Here is a 14,737-nt window from a genome sequence, read left to right as displayed (position 1 = left end):
TCGGCTACGTCAGCCCGATAGAGTTCGAGAAAGCTCAAAAAGCTTAGGCCGGTGTCCACGAAACCGGCAGCAGCCCAACAATCGCTTGAACCAGGGAGGTTGCGGACCCGCCATCCCTGAGTCGGATTGCACCCGAACACCTGCGGGCCGCTACGCCTTCGACGCGGTGCCCCGGTCCGCGAGCTCCCTGATGCGCAGGTCGACCAGCGAGCGCCAACCCTTGAGGTCCGAGCTTCGTCCGTACCGGCGGCGCTCAGCCCTGGGTCCGCGCTGGCCCCGTCAGCCTCACCTTCGCAACGGCGAAAGCATCGACGGTGGGGAGCCCGTTCGAGACGATGTCCGATTTGCAGCCTGCCGATGCCAACGGCGTCATGCTGCCCTTGGGCTTCAGCTCCCGCATCGTGCGATCCCTTTTCGCCCTGGGTCGACGGCCAGGCGGGTCGAAGCTTCCCGGCGCTCGGGCGCTTCGCGCATGAGACCATCTGCGTGGACCCCGTCCAGCGCGCCTTGTACATGACGGAAGACGCCGATGGAGGCCGCTTCTATCGGTTCGTCTGCGACCCCGCCGACTGGCCTGTCGGCGCCGTGCGTCCCAGGCTCGAGCTCGGCCGGCTGTGAGCGGCTCAGCGTGGGCGGCAACTTTGCCGGCGGCCGCGGTACCGGCACGGACGCGTTCATGCGTGGCCACCCGCGGCAAGCGAGGCCGCGGCGGCGAGCATCCAGCGCCTGCGCGCGGACGATGCCAGCTGCCCACATTGGAGGATCGCTGCCGGGCCCGCCCGAACGTCGTGATCAGCGGCGCGCGCGCGCCTCATTGCGCAGGTCCCGGATCTGATCATGGTTGCGCTCGGCGCGGTGTGCTTGGCGTTCCACGAAGCTACGGACCTCGGGCGGCAGGTTCTGTTTCAGCGCCTTTCGGTAGTGCGCTACCGCTGCGTCCTCTGCGCGCTCGCACTCCTCGAGCATCGACAGCTCGCTAGCGCCCATGGCGGCTTTTACATGGACCCAGCCGCGATGTAACGCGCCGCTGGTCGTGCCGCCTTCAGCCGGGGTGCCGCGGAAACGCAAGATCAGTTGCACCAGCTCATCGGCGGCCTGATGGCACTGCTCGGCGCGCTGATGGAACAGCTGCTGCAGATTCGTCGCCTTCACCTCGCCGCAGGCCTTGAAGCCAAGCTCGTCGTCTCGCGCCGCTTTCAGCAGGTCGTTGAGCACGTCGACCAGGTCGTCGTTGTCCAGTACTTCTCCGGGTTCGGTGCTCGCGTCGGAATCCCCGGTCCTGAAATACATGCTCTCCGTGCGGTCCCAAGCTGCACGCGTGGCAGGGCGTGCCTGTTCCCAATCCAAGCTGGAGGTTCCGCGCTTGAGATTCCATAGATCGGGAAGGGATGCTTCGAAGGTTTCGAGGTCGACATCGCCTTCGGCTCGGCGGGACCAGCCCAATTCGTACGCTGGGTGATAGTCCTCGTAACTGCGGCCCGGCTCGTAGTAGGACTCGCCGGCGTAGCGTTCGCGCCAGTAGGCCTCTTCGACCGTGGGATTGACGCGTTCGGCGACCGCCTTGCCGCCCAGACCGCCAACGGCCGGGCCTGCTGCAGCCGCACCGGCGGCGCCGAGGCCCGTGCCTTGGGGATGTGCGCCTGGTGCGCTAGCAAGGGGGTCGCGGTTCTCATCCTGAGACGGATGCGGTTCCTTGTCATTGGTCATGAGGCGCACTCCTCGGAGTTCTCATATCCTGCGCGCGAGAGAGTTGGAGCTTCCCTGGTCGGCGCCGATGGTGGACCGCGCGAACTGGCGCCGTCGTCATCAAGCCATGACAGCGGCTGTAGGCTTTCGCCCGCGAGCCTGCGATGAAGCCACGATGGTCACGCACGCGTGCGATCTCCATGCCAACTCGACGCGCTGCGAGGGTCGTCCTACGCCCCGAAGCGCCATCAACCGGCCCCATCAGTGCTCAGAAGTCGCACGTTCCGGTTTGTGGCAAACCGCCACGCGAGCGAATGCTGAAGGGATTCATCATGAACAAGGACCAGGTTGCAGGCCGGATCGACAAGGCGAAGGGAAAGGTCAAGCAGGTGGCTGGCAAGGTAACAGGCAGCGAGAAACTGAAGGACGAAGGAACCGTGGACGAGGCCGCTGGGACGGTGCAATCAACGTACGGCGACACCAAGGAAAAGGCCAAGGACGCGATCAAGAGCGGCGCCAGGAAGCTCTGAGACTTCGCCGAGGGGTTTTGATGGGCGTCGCGGCGCAATCAGAAGGGGCCGTAGAAGCCGCAAGTGAACCGCGCCCTCGCGCCCTGATCCCGAGGCACACACAGAACCGAGAGCTGATCGGCACCGACATCACCAACCTTGCTGCGGTCTGCCCGGGGCGCTTTGGCTGGGCGAACACGAAGGCCGACATTGCGGCTGCACTCAACCCCGAAACTGCTTGGCCGCGAAGGCCCAGGTCATGCGTGAAGCATCGGGCCCCTGCCCGTCGCTGTAGGGCTGCTTCGAAGCGCCGCCGCTCCAGGCATGCCCCAGGCGCGCCACTTCGACCAGCGTGGCTACCGTGTTGCCGCGTCGCTTGAAGTCGGTCACGTTCGCCGAATACCGGCTGCCGCGCTGAACGCTGCGTCCTTTGCCCGCACGGGCGCCTGCCGCGTCGGCCCACGCCTGCACCGCTGCATGACCGTTGCTGGCCGCCACCACGCGATCCAAGCTGCCGTGGATCACCATCAACGGAGGCCATGATGCGGCCATGATCGCCGGCGTGGCCAGCAGCGGCCTGGTGACCCGATGCCCATGCATGGCCCCCAGCGCAGACAGGGGCGAATGCGCGGTACCTGGCGGTATGCCGGAATGCATCACCACCGCCCTGAAGCGCTCCGGGTGCCGCGTGACCAGCAGTGCCGCCATGCTGGCGCCCGCCGAGAGGCCTGCCACCGCCACGCGCGTGCGGTCCACCGCGTACATCAGGCAGACCTGGTCGATCGCCTTCATGATCAACGCCGCTTCGCCGTAGGCGCGTCCGGACGACGTGTCGAACCAGTTCCAGCAGCCCTGGGAATTCGACATGCGGTCTTGTTCCGGATACAGCACCAGAAATCGCTCGCGCGCCGCAATGCGATTCATCCGCGTGCTGCTCGCGAAGCTCTTCGCGTCCTGCCCGCAACCGTGCAGCATCACCATCAGCGGCAGCCGCTCTGCGAACTTGACGTCAGGCGGCCGGTAGAGCCGAAAGCGGCGCAGCCCGGCCGCCCCCATCGCCACGCCGGAGATCCATTGTCCTGCGCCCGCCGGCGGGCGGCCAGCGCTCGGCTTGAGAGCGGCGCTTACGGCTCGCGTGTTCGCGCGCAAGGTATGGCGCGTGATCGCCGCGACGCTGCGCGCAAAGATGCCGGCCCACGCCGAGGTCTTCTTTCGTCTTGCCATTCAACGGCGCGTTCTTCTCCTCGCGGGCGGCCGCGTGGGTTTGCCGCTCCAGAAATCCACGATCTGCTTCACGGCCTCGGCCTGGGTCGTGGCAATCTGGCGCTTCGCGGCGCCCGTCGCGTAGCCGCGAGCCGAACCCATCGTCTTGTTGGCGGCACTGAGCCACATGCTCATCAACGGGTTTTTCTTGGTCCAAGGATTGCTCATAACCACTTTCTTGCGGCCGAAGGCCGAATGCGAACCAGTGTGGCCACCGAGCCTTAGCGGCAGTGAAGCAGTTAGCTCAAACTGAGGTCGACCGTGTCCTACGCATGACCCTCGGTGAAAGCCCCGAGGGGTGTGGTAGCACCGGGCCAAACGCGCCTGCTGATCGTGAAGTTTCCGTCCAACTCCGTGATGGACGGCGCGGCATTCGATCCCGCGGCGGCAGACCGAGTATGCGCCGGGTGTGGCCGAGCTGCTCGAAGCCGAGCATCCCGGCATGCGGGCGACGGACTCGATCGACTACGACACGTGCTGGACGGCGAGATCTGGCTGGAGCTGGACGACAGCGGCATGTCGCGCATGCTCGCCGGCGACATCGCCATTCAGTTCGGCACACACCATGCATGGCGCAACAGGAGCGATCGGCCAACCACGATGGCATTCCTCCTCATCGACGCATGTCGCGCCTGAATCGGTTTGACAGGAGTCGACCCGCGAGTCAAAAAACCCTTGCCTCGGGGTTCCTTAATGCTCACCTTGGTGTGTATGGTCCACCCGCCACGTGTCCGGCGTGCGGAACGTTCCTGCCTGGCTTGCCCTTCACAACTCGTCCGTCGCTCAGCCGAACTCTGGCGAGCCGATCAGCATTCGTCGGATCGGCGGCCATGAGCGCTCCGAGGCTGACCCAGGTTTCCCACGTCTGTTTGGGGCGTAGTCGCACAGGAAGCGGTCGCTGGAAGTGGTCTGGGGCCACTTGCCCCTTCACCGTCTCTATCCACACATGCGTGATCTCGGCATCCTGGGCCAGGGAGACGTTGGTAACGTTGACGAAGAGGGCCACGGTACCTGGCTCGCCATCCTTTCCGAAGAACTGTCCGAGATGGGTGCGCACCCGTACGTGCGTTGTCAGGCCGAGAATTCGAAACGACCAATCAAGAACCGGAGGTATGACCGAGGTCCAAGACATGTGCCCCTCACTCTCGCGTGCGTGCCCAGGGGAGTGCCTTCGCTCACTTTAACCGCCTGATTGCGAGATCGCGATGGAAGTTTGTCTCGCCCACGTGGAAATCGAAGCCGAGTTGGTATCTGGTGGCCACTAGCGGATTCCCGCCACCACCGGCCCAGCGTCTGGGCAGATCCGGATCCGGCCGCGCCATGGGAATGGCGCGGCTCGCCGGTGGACCTCGAGCGCTGAAACGCCGCGCCGTCCCGCGAACACAGTGCGCATCGAATCGCGCGCTGCGCGAGGCTACTTCTTCGGCCAAAGCAGCGGGCATGCTCCTATGGGCCAATCATCGCGAAGTCGACCCCCGCTTCACTCTGCCGCTACGGCTCGGAATGTATGTTGAATGATGGAGTCCGAGGCGGCATAGCCGGCACCCCTGAGCAGGCTGGTATCGTTCGATTGGAACTTGCAGTAGGCCGGCACCGGCGCGAGAGACCTGCTTATGCCGAAGGCGAATTTCATGGCGCGCTCCTGATTCGGCTCGATCGTGACGATGGTCACGGCGTCCGGAGTGGGGGTGCCGTCCGGCTGAGTTTCCTCGGTGTGATAGGTGACGGTCACTTCCCTCGCGACAGTGCCCAGGTTCAAGAGCGTACACGCGCCAGTTTGATTGGTCTCCAGGAAGAAGGGTGGCGTCGCCAGGACCGTCGGCGCCCGTCGGCCCGCGCCGCCGGAGCGTTCCTGATGGCCCTCGTTCTGGTCGGCCGATGCAGGAATCGATGTCGCCATCGATGCGATGGCTGCCAAGATGCATGCGGCCGCCGCCCGATGAGCGAACCCGCGCGTTGTGCTTCGTGCTGCCGAAGAAATCAAGGTGTTCATGACTAGGTCTCCATCTGCGGGCTTCACTGGGCCACGATGGTGCTAAGAATGCGGTCGCCCTCCCGGATCGCGGCGCTCGCCCGGAGCACGCTGGTGTCTGCCGATTCAAAAACGCACCAGTTCCCCGTCGGAAAAGGCACCACCCTCGGGACGCTGAAGGTAAAGGACCGGATGGGCCCCGGCGGCAGCGTGATGGTTTCGACAATGTCCGGAAAGGGCCCTCCCCCGCCGATGAGCCTGAACTCCGTGTGCATGGTCACGGTGACTTGCTGAGGCGCCGTGCCCACGTTCGTGACCGAACAGACGAAACTCTGGAGGTTGTTCCAGTACAGCGGCGGCGTCGCCAGGAGCGTCGGGGGCTTCCTGCGCGATCCGCGGTCGTCATCTGCGCGTTCGTTCTGGTCGGCCGATGCGGGAATCGATGCCGCTATCAAGCCGAGGGCAGCCGCGGCGCAGGCGGCCACCCGATGCGCAAGCCGGCGGCCGGTGCCGCGCGCGGCTGAGGGAACAAGCTCTTTCATGGCTCGATCTCCAACTGAGGTGCCGCAGGGCGGACGACTCGAATGTGCGGCGGAAGTCGAGCCGGGGCGCACGCTGCTGGCCGTACGACGACGGCGGTCGTCGAGATGGGCATGCCCGTGGTGGCGAAAGTGTAGGCGTCACTGGACGGAGTTCAAGCTCAGAACTGGGGTTGACAGCCGGGGCCGTTTTTTCCCATTGGGTTGCCCAGGCCGGAGTTGACGATTTGTTCACCCCCTCGGAGGACCAGCCCGTGGAAAACAAGGGAGGTGAATCGCGGAACCCCGACGCCGTGCGAGGTGCCGCTCGGTTGCCCTCCGAACAGGCAAGCGGCGACATCGGGTGGGGATGCGGCCAGCGAACGGGCTTGATGGTGGCCACCAGCTGTGCGAGTTCGGGGAGATTCACGGGAATTGGCGGAATCCATCTCAGGTCCCTCTTCCGCGTCGCCAATGGTTTCTTATTGGGCCCCGCAGAGGCCGTCTCGATCTGCGCGATCAGTTCCACGCTGGCTACGAGTCGGAGGCTGCGTTCAACCGCGCATTCAAGCGCCACTTCGGCTTGCCGCCTGCAGCATGGCGCAAGAAAGCAGCATCGCCGCCCGTCGATGCCGCTTCGCCGACACCGGCTTTGCTTCTCATCGACGCGGACCCAGGACCTCAGGGTTCACCACGTTGATCGGGTTGCCGCCGGCGTACGCAACGATCTGGTCGAAGACGTCGGTGAACTGGACTTCGTACTCGTCGCGCGACACGTAGCCGATGTGAGGCGTGCAGATCACGTTGTCCAGCTGCAGCAGCGGATGGCGCGGATCCAGCACCGGTTCTTCTTCGTAGACGTCGACCGCAGCGCCGCCGGGCCGGCCGGCCTTCAAGGCGGCGACCAGCGCCCCCGGCGCGATCAGGGCGGCGCGGCTGGTGTTGACCAGCAGCGCCGAAGGCTTCATGCGCGCCAGGTCCTCGACCCCGACGATGCCGCGTGTGCGGTCGACCAGGCGCAGATGCAGGCTCACGACATCGCATCGGCCGAAGAAATCGGCCTGACTCTCGGCCACGCGATGGCCGTCCGCCCGTGCGCGGGTCAGCGAGGCTTCACTCGACCAGATCAGCACCTCCATGCCGAACGCCCTCGCGTAACGGGCAACCTCGCTGCCGATGCGGCCGTATCCGAAGATGCACAGGGTCTTGCCTCGCAGCGTGGTGCCCACGCCGATCTGCCAGCGTCCGGCCTTCATTGCGGCCACCTGCTGGGGGATCTGGCGCGCCGCGGCAAGCACGAGCGCCCAGGTCAGCTCCGCTGCGGCGTAGGAGGGCGTGCCGGCATGCTGGCTCAACGACACCACGATGCCAAACCGGGTGCAGGCATCGACATCGATATGGGGATACACGCTGCGCTGGCTGATCAGGCGCAGCTTCGGCAAGCGCGCAAGCAGCGGTGCGCGGATCTGGGTGCGCTCGCGAATCAGCACCAGCGCCTCGGTGTCGCCCAGGCGCTGCGAGAGCCCTTCGTCGTCCTGCACGTGGTCGTTCCAGACGCTGACCTGATGGCCCTCGAGCTTGCGGAAGCACTCCAGGGTGCGCAGCGTGTCGAAGTAGTCGTCGAGGATGGTGATCCGCATGGCGGGCTCCAATCGATGGCTGACGGTTCGCCGGCGAAGCGCGATGCGCTCGAGCGCAGGAGGTTAGCAGCTCGTCGTGCAAGCTTCGCCAGCATGAGCTGGTCGTCGGCGGGCCGCGTGCACTGATGGAGGGTCCAGCCTTCCTTCCATCGCTCCCACATCAATGCTTTCTGGCCATCCGTATAGTAGGTTCGTGTCCTGTATTTCACCTCAAGACAAACGGCGCCGATGAAGCGCCGTTTGAGTGCCTACAGACGACTGCACGCCGGTACATGCCTCACGCCTGATTGTTGGCTCACCCGCAGGTGGTGCAAACGCCCGATTGCGGCGGACGCGCTTGACCATCATAGTCCCCCAATGGCGGATAGAGCGCGCCAGGGAAAGGACTGAGGAGAAGTGCAATGGCCACAAAGCTGCGCGCAATCAAGGCTGACATCACGGAGTTGCAGGTTGACGTTATCGTCAACGCTGCGAACTCGAGATTGCTGGGCGGTGGCGGCGTCGACGGCGCCATTCACAGTGCTGCGGGTCCCGAACTGCTCGAGGCGTGCCGTGCACTGAGGGGCTGCGCCGCCGGCAACGCGAAGCTGACGAAGGGGTTTCTGCTGCCAGCGAAGCATGTCGTGCACGCGGTAGGACCTGTGTGGCAAGGCGGCAAGCAGAATGAGCCCGAGCTGCTCGCCTCGTGCTATCGCCGTGCGCTGGAGCTTGCGACGCTGGTCGACGCCAAGACCATTGCGTTTCCGTGCATCAGCACTGGCGTCTATGGCTATCCCGTCAATCAAGCGGCGCGCATTGCAGTCACCCAGGTGCGGGCGTACGTCTCAGAACACGGTGAGTTGGAGGAAGTAGTTTTCTGCTGCTTCTCGGACAAGGACCTCGCTGTGTACGAAGCGTTGTTGTAATCGCCGGCACGGTCCTCGGCGACACCTCCTGCGATGCGTCGTCATGATGGTTTGGCGTGCTTGCGGGGAACCAGCCAGAAATGCTGGAAGGGAGGCCTCAACTTTAGCCGCGCCGTCGCCTGGAGCGCTGCCTTGTGGCTAGATCAGAGGACCGGGACGAACGGCCGGTATTGGGCCGGGAGTGCCTCAAGGAAGGCGCGGGTCGATTTCAGTGCGGATGCCGGTCCCATCTTGCTGAAGGACAAGACGGTCAATTTGCCACTTGCCGAGGGTCATCGTGGCCTCGACATAGACCTTTCCCTTTCCCTTCGGTCCGCTCGCGCTGTACGCTGCACGAGCTGGGCCCAGCTGCTGCTCAAGTTCGTGCTGAGCCACCCTGCCGTGACCTGCACCACTCCCGGCACCAGCCGCGCCGAGCACATGGCCGACAACGCCGCAGCCGGCGCGGGCCCATTTCCGGATGCGGTTCCGGCGCAGCAACGCACGCTCGGTCGGGCTCTGAGTCGCAACCTCGGCTATTCGAACTTCACGTTGTGCTGCCGCACGGTGGCACCGAAGGCGTCGTACTGTGCGCGGAAGAACTCAGCGAATTTTGCGGGACTCATGCCGTAGCCCTCGAAGCCCTGCTGCACCAGCTGTGCATGCACGTCCGACCGCTTCAGCGTGTTCTGCAGCTCCAGCGACAGCTTGGCGGTAATCGCTTGCGGCAGCCCCGGCGGCCCGAAGAAGCCGGCCCATGGCGTGATGGTGAGCTTGCCCAGCCCCAGTTCGCTGCCCGTGGGCACATCCGGCAGCAAGGCGCTGCGCTGCGGCAGCAGCGTGACCAGCGCGCGAATTCGCCCTTCCTTCACGAAGCCCGGTGCCAGCGTGCCGGTGGTGAACATCATGTGGATCTGGCCGCCGAGCAGGTCGGTCATGGCTTGCATGTCGCCCTTGTAGCGCGCGTTGACCACCTTGCGTTCGCCCAGCAGCTGCAGCATGGCCAGCTCCGAGGCGCTGTTGCTCGACGCCGAGTTGTAGGCGCCCGGCTTGGCCGCCACCATGGCCAGCAGGTCGTTCACGCTTTTCGCCGGCAGGCTCGATGGCACCACCAGGAACATCGAGAACTGGCCGGCCGAGCTGATCGGCGTGAAGGCCTTGAACGGGTCGTAGGGCGGTGTCGGGCGCAGCGTGGGCGCCGCGACCATTGCGGTGTTGGTGCCCATCAGCAGCGTGTAGCCGTCGGGCTTGGCCGATGACGTGGCCTGCGCCGCGAGCACGCCGTCGGCGCCGGGCCGGTTTTCCACGATCACCTGCTGGCCGAGCTGCTTCGACAGCCCTTCCGCGATGATGCGCGTGAGCGCGTCGGCGCCGCCGCCGGGTGCAAAGCCCACGATCAGGCGCAGCGGCTTGTCTGGATAGGTCTCGGCGCCCCAGGCTGCCGCCCCGGGCAGCATGGTCAGCGAACCGCCGGCCGCAAGGGCCGCCAGTGTCAGGTTTCTGCGTCGCATTTCTTGCTCCTTTCTTCAGAAGAGATGCCGCACGCCGAGCTCCCAGCCCGACGAGCGGCGGCCACCTGCCGGTGCCACGCCGCCGCTGACGACATAGCGCGCCTGGCCGCTGTTCATGAGCCGCGCGTAGGTACCGTAGAGCGCGGTGCGCTTGGAGAGGTTGTGCACATAGCCGATGCCGAACTGGCGCGCATCGTCGCGGTTGCGCGGCATGCCGTTGGCGTTGCGCAGGCTCTCGTCGCTGCGGTCGTCCAGGGAGGCGTAGCTCACGCGAACGCGGCCGACCTCGAAGGCCGGAATGTGCGCGCCGATCTCGGCTGTGTTCTTGCGCACCGTGCCGGCCGCGAGCTTCACGGTCACCTTGTTGTAGAGCGCGAAGAACTTCGCAAAGCCTGCGTCCCAAGTGCCGCCAATGTTGGCGTGCGTGTAGTTGCCGATGGAGGCGGTGGCGTCGTAGTGGGTACGGGTCACCGCGGCGGCAATGTCGAACGCGCCCGAGGCAAAGCCGAAGCGCGCGCCGGCAAAGTTGCCGTCGTCGCGGCTCGGTGCGGTGGAGTCGTTCTCACCCGTACCGATCATCGCCATGCCATAGAAGCCGCCGAGCTTGGCCGGCAGCCAGTAGCTCACCGTGTTGCTGCCTGTGATGCCGGTGGGCAGCGGCCCCGTACCTGCACCCGCGAACGTGAGGTTGCCCGCGCGCGCCACGCCGTTGGCGTTAAAGGGATCGAAGTAGATGCTGTTGTAGTGCGTGGGAATGAAGTCGCGGCCCAGGCGCAGTTCACCCGCCTTCTCGTGCGACAGGCTCACGAAGGACATGCGGTCGAAGGTGATCGGCCCCGCCACCCCCGCGCCGCTCGTCTGGTTGTTGCTGTTGCTCGCGCGGCCGGTTCCGGTGTCGGGGTTCAGGCTGCCTTCGAGCCAGAAGCCTGCGCGCAGGCCGCCGCCCAAGTCTTCGGTGCCGCGAAATCCAAGCCGGCTCGTCGAAAGCCCGCCATTGGACAGCGCCTTGATCGAAGCTCCGCCATCGCCCTTGGTGTATTGAATGCCGAGGTCCATCACACCGAACACGGTGACGCTGGATTGCGCATACGCCGCACCGCTGCTTGCAAGCCCCAGCGCTGACCACATCAAGAATTCCTTCATGGTTTCTGTCTCCTGCTTCTTCTCTTGGTTAAAAAACTCGCAACGCGCGCAGGGCTGCGCCACCGGATGCGCGCGGGGGTGCGCACCGGTCGGCGAAAGCCGGGGTAAAAAAGGGCTTGCTAGCCCGACGGCTGGGGCCGTTCGGTGCGCACGAGCACCGCGCCCTTGGACAGCGGGCTCACGTTGCGCCGGTATTGCTGCAGCCAGCCGGTGTCGAAGGCCGGCGGCGGTGCCTGCCAGTCAGCGCGGCGCGCCTGGAGTTCGGCGTCGGTCAATGCAATGTCGAGGCGGCGTGCGTCCAGGTCGATGGTGATCACGTCGCCATCGCGCACCAGCCCCAGAGGCCCGCCGAGCGCGGCTTCGGGCGACACCTCGGCCACCACGAGCCCCTTGCAGACCAGGCCCGAAAGGTGTCCGTCGGTCAGGATTGCGACTTGGTCGCCCAGGCCCGCACCGTCAATGGCGAACACCACGCGGGAGGCCCCGCCGCCCATCGCCGGGCCGCCGCAGGCACCGGCGCCGCGCATCACTACCACCTGGCCCGACACGATCTCGCCTTTCTTCAGCGCGACAATGGCAGCATCCGAGGTCCAGAAGCACACCGCCGGACCTGTGAAGCTGCGCACCTTGCGCTCAACGATGCCGGTCTTGATGAGGCCCGACTCGGGCGCGAGGTTGCCGCGCAACAGCACGATGGCGGGCAGCGGCGCGACCGGGCGATCGATGGGGCGGATCACCTCTGCGTCGGCAACTTCGGCGTTGCGCAAGTTGTCGGCCACGGTACCTCCCGTGACGGTGGGCGCGCTTGTGTCGAGCAAGGGCGCAAGCTGCTTCATCAGCGCCCGGCACCCGCCCGCCGCTTCGAAGGCTTCGATGCTGTGATCGCCGATCGGCCGCACGCCGGCCAGCACCGGCGTTGTGGGGCCGAGTCTTTCGAAAAGGCCGTACACATCGACGCCGCACTCCCCTTCGGTCGACACCGCCTGCAGATGCTTGGCCGTGTTCAGCGAGCCGCCGATGGCCAGTACCGCGCGCACCGCATTGGCGAAGGCGCCGGGTGTGAGGATGTCGCGCGGCTTCAGGTCGTCCCACACCATCTGCACGATGCGTGTCCCGGCCGCGCGCACGTCGGCCATCATCTTTGGGCTCAGCGCCGCTACGGGCGCGCTACCGGGCAGGGCCATGCCGAGGGCTTCGCAGACGATATGCATCGAATTGGCCGTGCCCAGGCCCGAGCACACGCCCGGCCCGCGGATCGCCTCGCGGCTCATGCCCACGAGTTCTTCTACCGGCAAGTTGCCTGTGACGGCGTGCATCGCGCCAATGAACACTTCCTCGATGTCCATGTGCTTGCCGCGGTATTCACCGCTGGGCTGGTAGCCGCAGGGCACAAGCAATGTTGGAATGTTGAGCCGCGCCGCCGCCATGAGCTGGCCCGGCACGGTCTTGTCGCAGGAAGTGAGGCACACCATGCCGTCGAGCTGCGCGCCCTCCACGGCCACTTCGATGTCGTTGGTGACCAGATCGCGCGCACCGAGCATGTAAGCGCCGCGCGCGCCCGCGCCGGTGATGAAGTCGCTGGGCGCCGCTGTGCGAATTTCGAAGGGCACGCCGCCCGCGGCGCGGATCGCGGCCTTCACTTCCACCGCCACGCGGTCGAGGTGGCTGAAGCAGGCCGCGAGTTCCGACGAGCTGTTGACGATGGCGATCTTCGGTTTTTCGCAGTCTTCTTCCGCGATGCCGAGTGCGCGCCAATGCGCATTGCGCACCGACCAAAGATACGAGCCGCGCGGAAAGTTGCTGCGCAGTGGGCGGGCGGTCATGAGCGGCCTCCAGGTTTGTTCTTCTTGGTGATCTCGATCACGCCGTGATCGGCGTCCACGCGCACCCAGTCGCCGGTCTCGATGGACTCGAGAGGGTCGCGCTCGAAGTCGGTCATCGAGGGCGAGTGCGTGACCACGGCGCCGAGCGCCATCTTGGTGGTCATCTCGTTGAACAGGAACGCCGCGGGCGCGGAGTTCATGAGCCGCGTCATGTGGAACATGGCCGACCAGCCCGACGAGCCCTTGGCCCCCGGAAACACCAGCACCTTGCCCGCGAAGCTCTGGCCGCGCAGTTCGTGCCTCGTTTCAATGACGGTGCCGGTGCGCGGATCGATGCCGCCCCAGCCCGAGATGCGGTCGCGCGTGACCAGCGCCTCGCCTTCCGCCATGCCGCCGACCACCTTGCGGCCGCGAATCACGATGGTTTTCTCTTCAGTCATAACTGCATCGCTCATGCGTAGCCTCCATTCCACCATCCCGTGCACGCCGCATCGATGCATTCCGCCGTGCTGCCGAACCACGCCTGCACGCCGAGGATCGCGGGCAGGTAGTGCGCCTGCTTGGCCGAGTCGAGCGCCACGGTCTTCGTGCCCTTGGGCACGGCGCGGCTCATGGCCGAGCAGCTGTCGGACATGACGATGCCGCCCGCGTCCTCGATGATCTTCGTGTAGCCGTTGCGGTCGGCCAGCGACTTGATGGCGCGCGGCGTGAAGATCCAAAGCTCGCAATCCGGGTGCACTTTGCGCCCTTCGATGAGCTGCGCGGCCTCCCAGATCTGCTCGATGGTGTAGTGCGGGCAGCCCAGCATCACGTACTGCACCTCGGCGTCCTTGCCCGTCGCATTGATCTTCTCGTAGGTGGCGCGGCGCTCGGCGTCGCCGTAGCGCAGCACCTCCACCGGCGCACGGCCGCCGAGCGCCTGCTCGAGCGTCAGCGCCTCGGGCGTGACGCCTGCGATGTGATACATCTCCACGCCGCCTGAAGAGGATGCCGCCGCGCCGAAGTGCTTGAGCCGCGGCAGGTTGGGCACGCGCCCGATGCCGCGCTTGCTGTGCACCACCGGCACGCGCTCCTGCACATGCTCGCCGATGTAGTACCCGAGCAAGCCCCAGTCCTGCACCGATTCGACCTCGACATCGAGCTCGACCACGTGCGTGGCGCGGCGGTTCTCGTCGAGGTGGTAGCCCCAGTACGGAATGCGCCCGGTGAGCATGGCGGCGCCGGTGCTCTCGCGGCCTTCGGTATTCGTGCGTGCGCCGAGCACCGAGTTGCAATACACCACGGCCGACGATTCCATCCACGCGCAGTGCTCGCCGCGCGTGGGAATGTTGCCCACCTGATAAGGCGTGCAGGTGTTCATGATCTGCGCGCCGAGCCCCGCCGCATGGCGCTCGCTCTTGTTGTAGAACTGCACGATCTCTTCGCTCACACCCATGCGCTCGGGCTGGCCCGGGTCGAAGCCCAGCTGCAGGTGGCTCGTGAACACCTTGAACTTCGGGATCTCGACGGTCTCCTGGCTGTCGAGGCTGAACTCGGAGAACACCGCGTCCATGCCGCCGCCCTTGGCCAGGGCGAAGTCGCGCTGGAAGGGCGTGGTCGAGGTTATGGTGGCGCAGACGTTGCGCGTTTCCACCAGCCGCTCTGCGCCCAGCGCTTCGCCGTAGCGCATCAAGAGGTCCATTGCCTTCTGCACGGCCGGTCCGTCGCGGCCGTCCATCATGGCTTTTTCTTCATCGCTCAGGTGCATGGCCCTGTGTCTCCGTTCTTGTGTTGTCGTAGGGTCGGCCC

At 65.8% G+C, this 14,737-nt stretch carries 15 protein-coding genes and 2 pseudogenes; 6 read left to right on the top strand and 11 right to left on the bottom strand.

What is annotated here, in order from left to right:
- The first annotated feature begins 357 nt into the window (after positions 1-357).
- Positions 358-618, top strand: a complete 261-nt coding sequence (locus tag AC3A6B_RS28945; RefSeq protein ID WP_487840078.1) for an alkaline phosphatase PhoX — start codon at positions 358-360, stop codon at positions 616-618.
- A 174-nt stretch (positions 619-792) separates the two neighbouring features.
- Here AC3A6B_RS28945 and AC3A6B_RS28940 read toward each other — a convergent pair whose 3' ends face one another.
- Positions 793-1,707, bottom strand: coding sequence for a ferritin-like domain-containing protein (locus AC3A6B_RS28940; protein ID WP_487840077.1), 915 nt, complete (start codon positions 1,705-1,707; stop codon positions 793-795).
- Positions 1,708-2,018: 311 nt separating this feature from the next.
- On the opposite strand from AC3A6B_RS28940, the gene AC3A6B_RS28935 reads away from it, so the two are divergent.
- A complete protein-coding gene (locus tag AC3A6B_RS28935; protein WP_487840076.1) occupies positions 2,019-2,216 on the top strand; it encodes a CsbD family protein in 198 nt (65 codons plus the stop codon).
- A gap of 201 nt (positions 2,217-2,417) precedes the next feature.
- Here the strand turns inward: AC3A6B_RS28935 and AC3A6B_RS28930 are convergent, their stop codons facing one another.
- Together AC3A6B_RS28930 and AC3A6B_RS28925 are read right to left on the bottom strand one after the other, a co-directional pair.
- Complete coding sequence (locus AC3A6B_RS28930; protein WP_487840075.1) at positions 2,418-3,419, bottom strand: extracellular catalytic domain type 1 short-chain-length polyhydroxyalkanoate depolymerase; 1,002 nt, start codon at positions 3,417-3,419, stop codon at positions 2,418-2,420.
- Positions 3,420-3,626, bottom strand: a complete 207-nt coding sequence (locus AC3A6B_RS28925; protein ID WP_487840074.1) for a hypothetical protein — start codon at positions 3,624-3,626, stop codon at positions 3,420-3,422.
- 306 nt (positions 3,627-3,932) lie between these two features.
- Here AC3A6B_RS28925 and AC3A6B_RS28920 point away from each other — a divergent pair, with 306 nt between their 5' ends.
- The gene (locus AC3A6B_RS28920) at positions 3,933-4,094 is read left to right on the top strand and encodes a cupin domain-containing protein (protein WP_487840073.1); all 162 of its coding nucleotides are present in this window, start codon (positions 3,933-3,935) and stop codon (positions 4,092-4,094) included.
- 844 nt (positions 4,095-4,938) lie between these two features.
- On the opposite strand, the gene AC3A6B_RS28915 is transcribed toward AC3A6B_RS28920, so the two are convergent.
- Both AC3A6B_RS28915 and AC3A6B_RS28910 read right to left on the bottom strand, forming a co-directional pair.
- Entirely contained in the window at positions 4,939-5,451 is a 513-nt protein-coding gene (locus AC3A6B_RS28915; RefSeq protein ID WP_487840072.1) for a hypothetical protein, read from the bottom strand.
- 23 nt (positions 5,452-5,474) lie between these two features.
- Positions 5,475-5,972 carry a hypothetical protein gene (locus AC3A6B_RS28910; RefSeq protein ID WP_487840071.1) on the bottom strand — a complete coding sequence of 166 codons (498 nt, stop codon included), beginning with the start codon at positions 5,970-5,972 and terminating at the stop codon, positions 5,475-5,477.
- 508 nt (positions 5,973-6,480) lie between these two features.
- On the opposite strand from AC3A6B_RS28910, the pseudogene AC3A6B_RS28905 reads away from it, so the two are divergent.
- A pseudogene (locus tag AC3A6B_RS28905) lies at positions 6,481-6,648 on the top strand (helix-turn-helix domain-containing protein); the annotation flags it as partial.
- Here the strand turns inward: AC3A6B_RS28905 and AC3A6B_RS28900 are convergent.
- A complete protein-coding gene (locus AC3A6B_RS28900; RefSeq protein ID WP_487840070.1) occupies positions 6,608-7,588 on the bottom strand; it encodes a D-2-hydroxyacid dehydrogenase family protein in 981 nt (326 codons plus the stop codon). The pseudogene AC3A6B_RS28905 and the gene AC3A6B_RS28900 overlap by 41 nt on opposite strands.
- Before the next feature lie 401 nt (positions 7,589-7,989).
- Between AC3A6B_RS28900 and AC3A6B_RS28895 the strand changes: the two genes are divergently transcribed.
- Positions 7,990-8,493, top strand: coding sequence for an O-acetyl-ADP-ribose deacetylase (locus AC3A6B_RS28895; RefSeq protein ID WP_487840069.1), 504 nt, complete (start codon positions 7,990-7,992; stop codon positions 8,491-8,493).
- A gap of 330 nt (positions 8,494-8,823) precedes the next feature.
- Positions 8,824-8,958: pseudogene (locus AC3A6B_RS28890) on the top strand (aldo/keto reductase); the annotation flags it as partial.
- Between the two features lie 50 nt (positions 8,959-9,008).
- Here the strand turns inward: AC3A6B_RS28890 and AC3A6B_RS28885 are convergent.
- From AC3A6B_RS28885 to AC3A6B_RS28865, 5 genes are all read right to left on the bottom strand, one after another.
- Positions 9,009-9,983, bottom strand: coding sequence for a Bug family tripartite tricarboxylate transporter substrate binding protein (locus AC3A6B_RS28885; RefSeq protein WP_487840068.1), 975 nt, complete (start codon positions 9,981-9,983; stop codon positions 9,009-9,011).
- Positions 9,984-9,998: 15 nt separating this feature from the next.
- The gene (locus tag AC3A6B_RS28880; protein WP_487840067.1) at positions 9,999-11,126 is read right to left on the bottom strand and encodes a porin; all 1,128 of its coding nucleotides are present in this window, start codon (positions 11,124-11,126) and stop codon (positions 9,999-10,001) included.
- 119 nt (positions 11,127-11,245) lie between these two features.
- Positions 11,246-12,949 carry a dihydroxy-acid dehydratase gene (gene ilvD / locus AC3A6B_RS28875; RefSeq protein ID WP_487840066.1) on the bottom strand — a complete coding sequence of 568 codons (1,704 nt, stop codon included), beginning with the start codon at positions 12,947-12,949 and terminating at the stop codon, positions 11,246-11,248.
- Positions 12,946-13,404, bottom strand: a complete 459-nt coding sequence (locus AC3A6B_RS28870) for an aconitase X swivel domain-containing protein (RefSeq protein ID WP_487840065.1) — start codon at positions 13,402-13,404, stop codon at positions 12,946-12,948. Before AC3A6B_RS28870 ends, ilvD begins: the two co-directional genes overlap by 4 nt.
- Positions 13,401-14,696: an aconitase X gene (locus tag AC3A6B_RS28865; protein ID WP_487840064.1), complete on the bottom strand. Its 1,296-nt coding sequence runs from the start codon at positions 14,694-14,696 to the stop codon at positions 13,401-13,403. Before AC3A6B_RS28865 ends, AC3A6B_RS28870 begins: the two co-directional genes overlap by 4 nt.
- Positions 14,697-14,737 lie beyond the last annotated feature (41 nt).

Source organism: Variovorax sp. Soil_C_33, from assembly GCF_057656935.1.
The sequence above is the reverse complement of the archived record's forward strand: the minus strand, read 5'-3'. Positions and strand labels throughout refer to the sequence as shown.

Excerpts from the sequence above, each read along its gene's own strand:
- ilvD (WP_487840066.1), bottom strand. The coding sequence starts at position 12,949 with ATGACCGCCCGCCCACTGCGCAGCAACTTTCCGCGCGGCTCGTATCTT.
- AC3A6B_RS28865 (WP_487840064.1), bottom strand. The coding sequence starts at position 14,696 with ATGCACCTGAGCGATGAAGAAAAAGCCATGATGGACGGCCGCGACGGA.
- AC3A6B_RS28935 (WP_487840076.1), top strand. The coding sequence starts at position 2,019 with ATGAACAAGGACCAGGTTGCAGGCCGGATCGACAAGGCGAAGGGAAAG.
- AC3A6B_RS28930 (WP_487840075.1), bottom strand. The coding sequence starts at position 3,419 with ATGGCAAGACGAAAGAAGACCTCGGCGTGGGCCGGCATCTTTGCGCGC.
- AC3A6B_RS28870 (WP_487840065.1), bottom strand. The coding sequence starts at position 13,404 with ATGAGCGATGCAGTTATGACTGAAGAGAAAACCATCGTGATTCGCGGC.
- AC3A6B_RS28945 (WP_487840078.1), top strand. The coding sequence starts at position 358 with ATGCCAACGGCGTCATGCTGCCCTTGGGCTTCAGCTCCCGCATCGTGC.
- AC3A6B_RS28895 (WP_487840069.1), top strand. The coding sequence starts at position 7,990 with ATGGCCACAAAGCTGCGCGCAATCAAGGCTGACATCACGGAGTTGCAG.
- AC3A6B_RS28880 (WP_487840067.1), bottom strand. The coding sequence starts at position 11,126 with ATGAAGGAATTCTTGATGTGGTCAGCGCTGGGGCTTGCAAGCAGCGGT.
- AC3A6B_RS28910 (WP_487840071.1), bottom strand. The coding sequence starts at position 5,972 with ATGAAAGAGCTTGTTCCCTCAGCCGCGCGCGGCACCGGCCGCCGGCTT.
- AC3A6B_RS28925 (WP_487840074.1), bottom strand. The coding sequence starts at position 3,626 with ATGAGCAATCCTTGGACCAAGAAAAACCCGTTGATGAGCATGTGGCTC.
- AC3A6B_RS28900 (WP_487840070.1), bottom strand. The coding sequence starts at position 7,588 with ATGCGGATCACCATCCTCGACGACTACTTCGACACGCTGCGCACCCTG.
- AC3A6B_RS28915 (WP_487840072.1), bottom strand. The coding sequence starts at position 5,451 with ATGAACACCTTGATTTCTTCGGCAGCACGAAGCACAACGCGCGGGTTC.
- AC3A6B_RS28885 (WP_487840068.1), bottom strand. The coding sequence starts at position 9,983 with ATGCGACGCAGAAACCTGACACTGGCGGCCCTTGCGGCCGGCGGTTCG.
- AC3A6B_RS28940 (WP_487840077.1), bottom strand. The coding sequence starts at position 1,707 with ATGACCAATGACAAGGAACCGCATCCGTCTCAGGATGAGAACCGCGAC.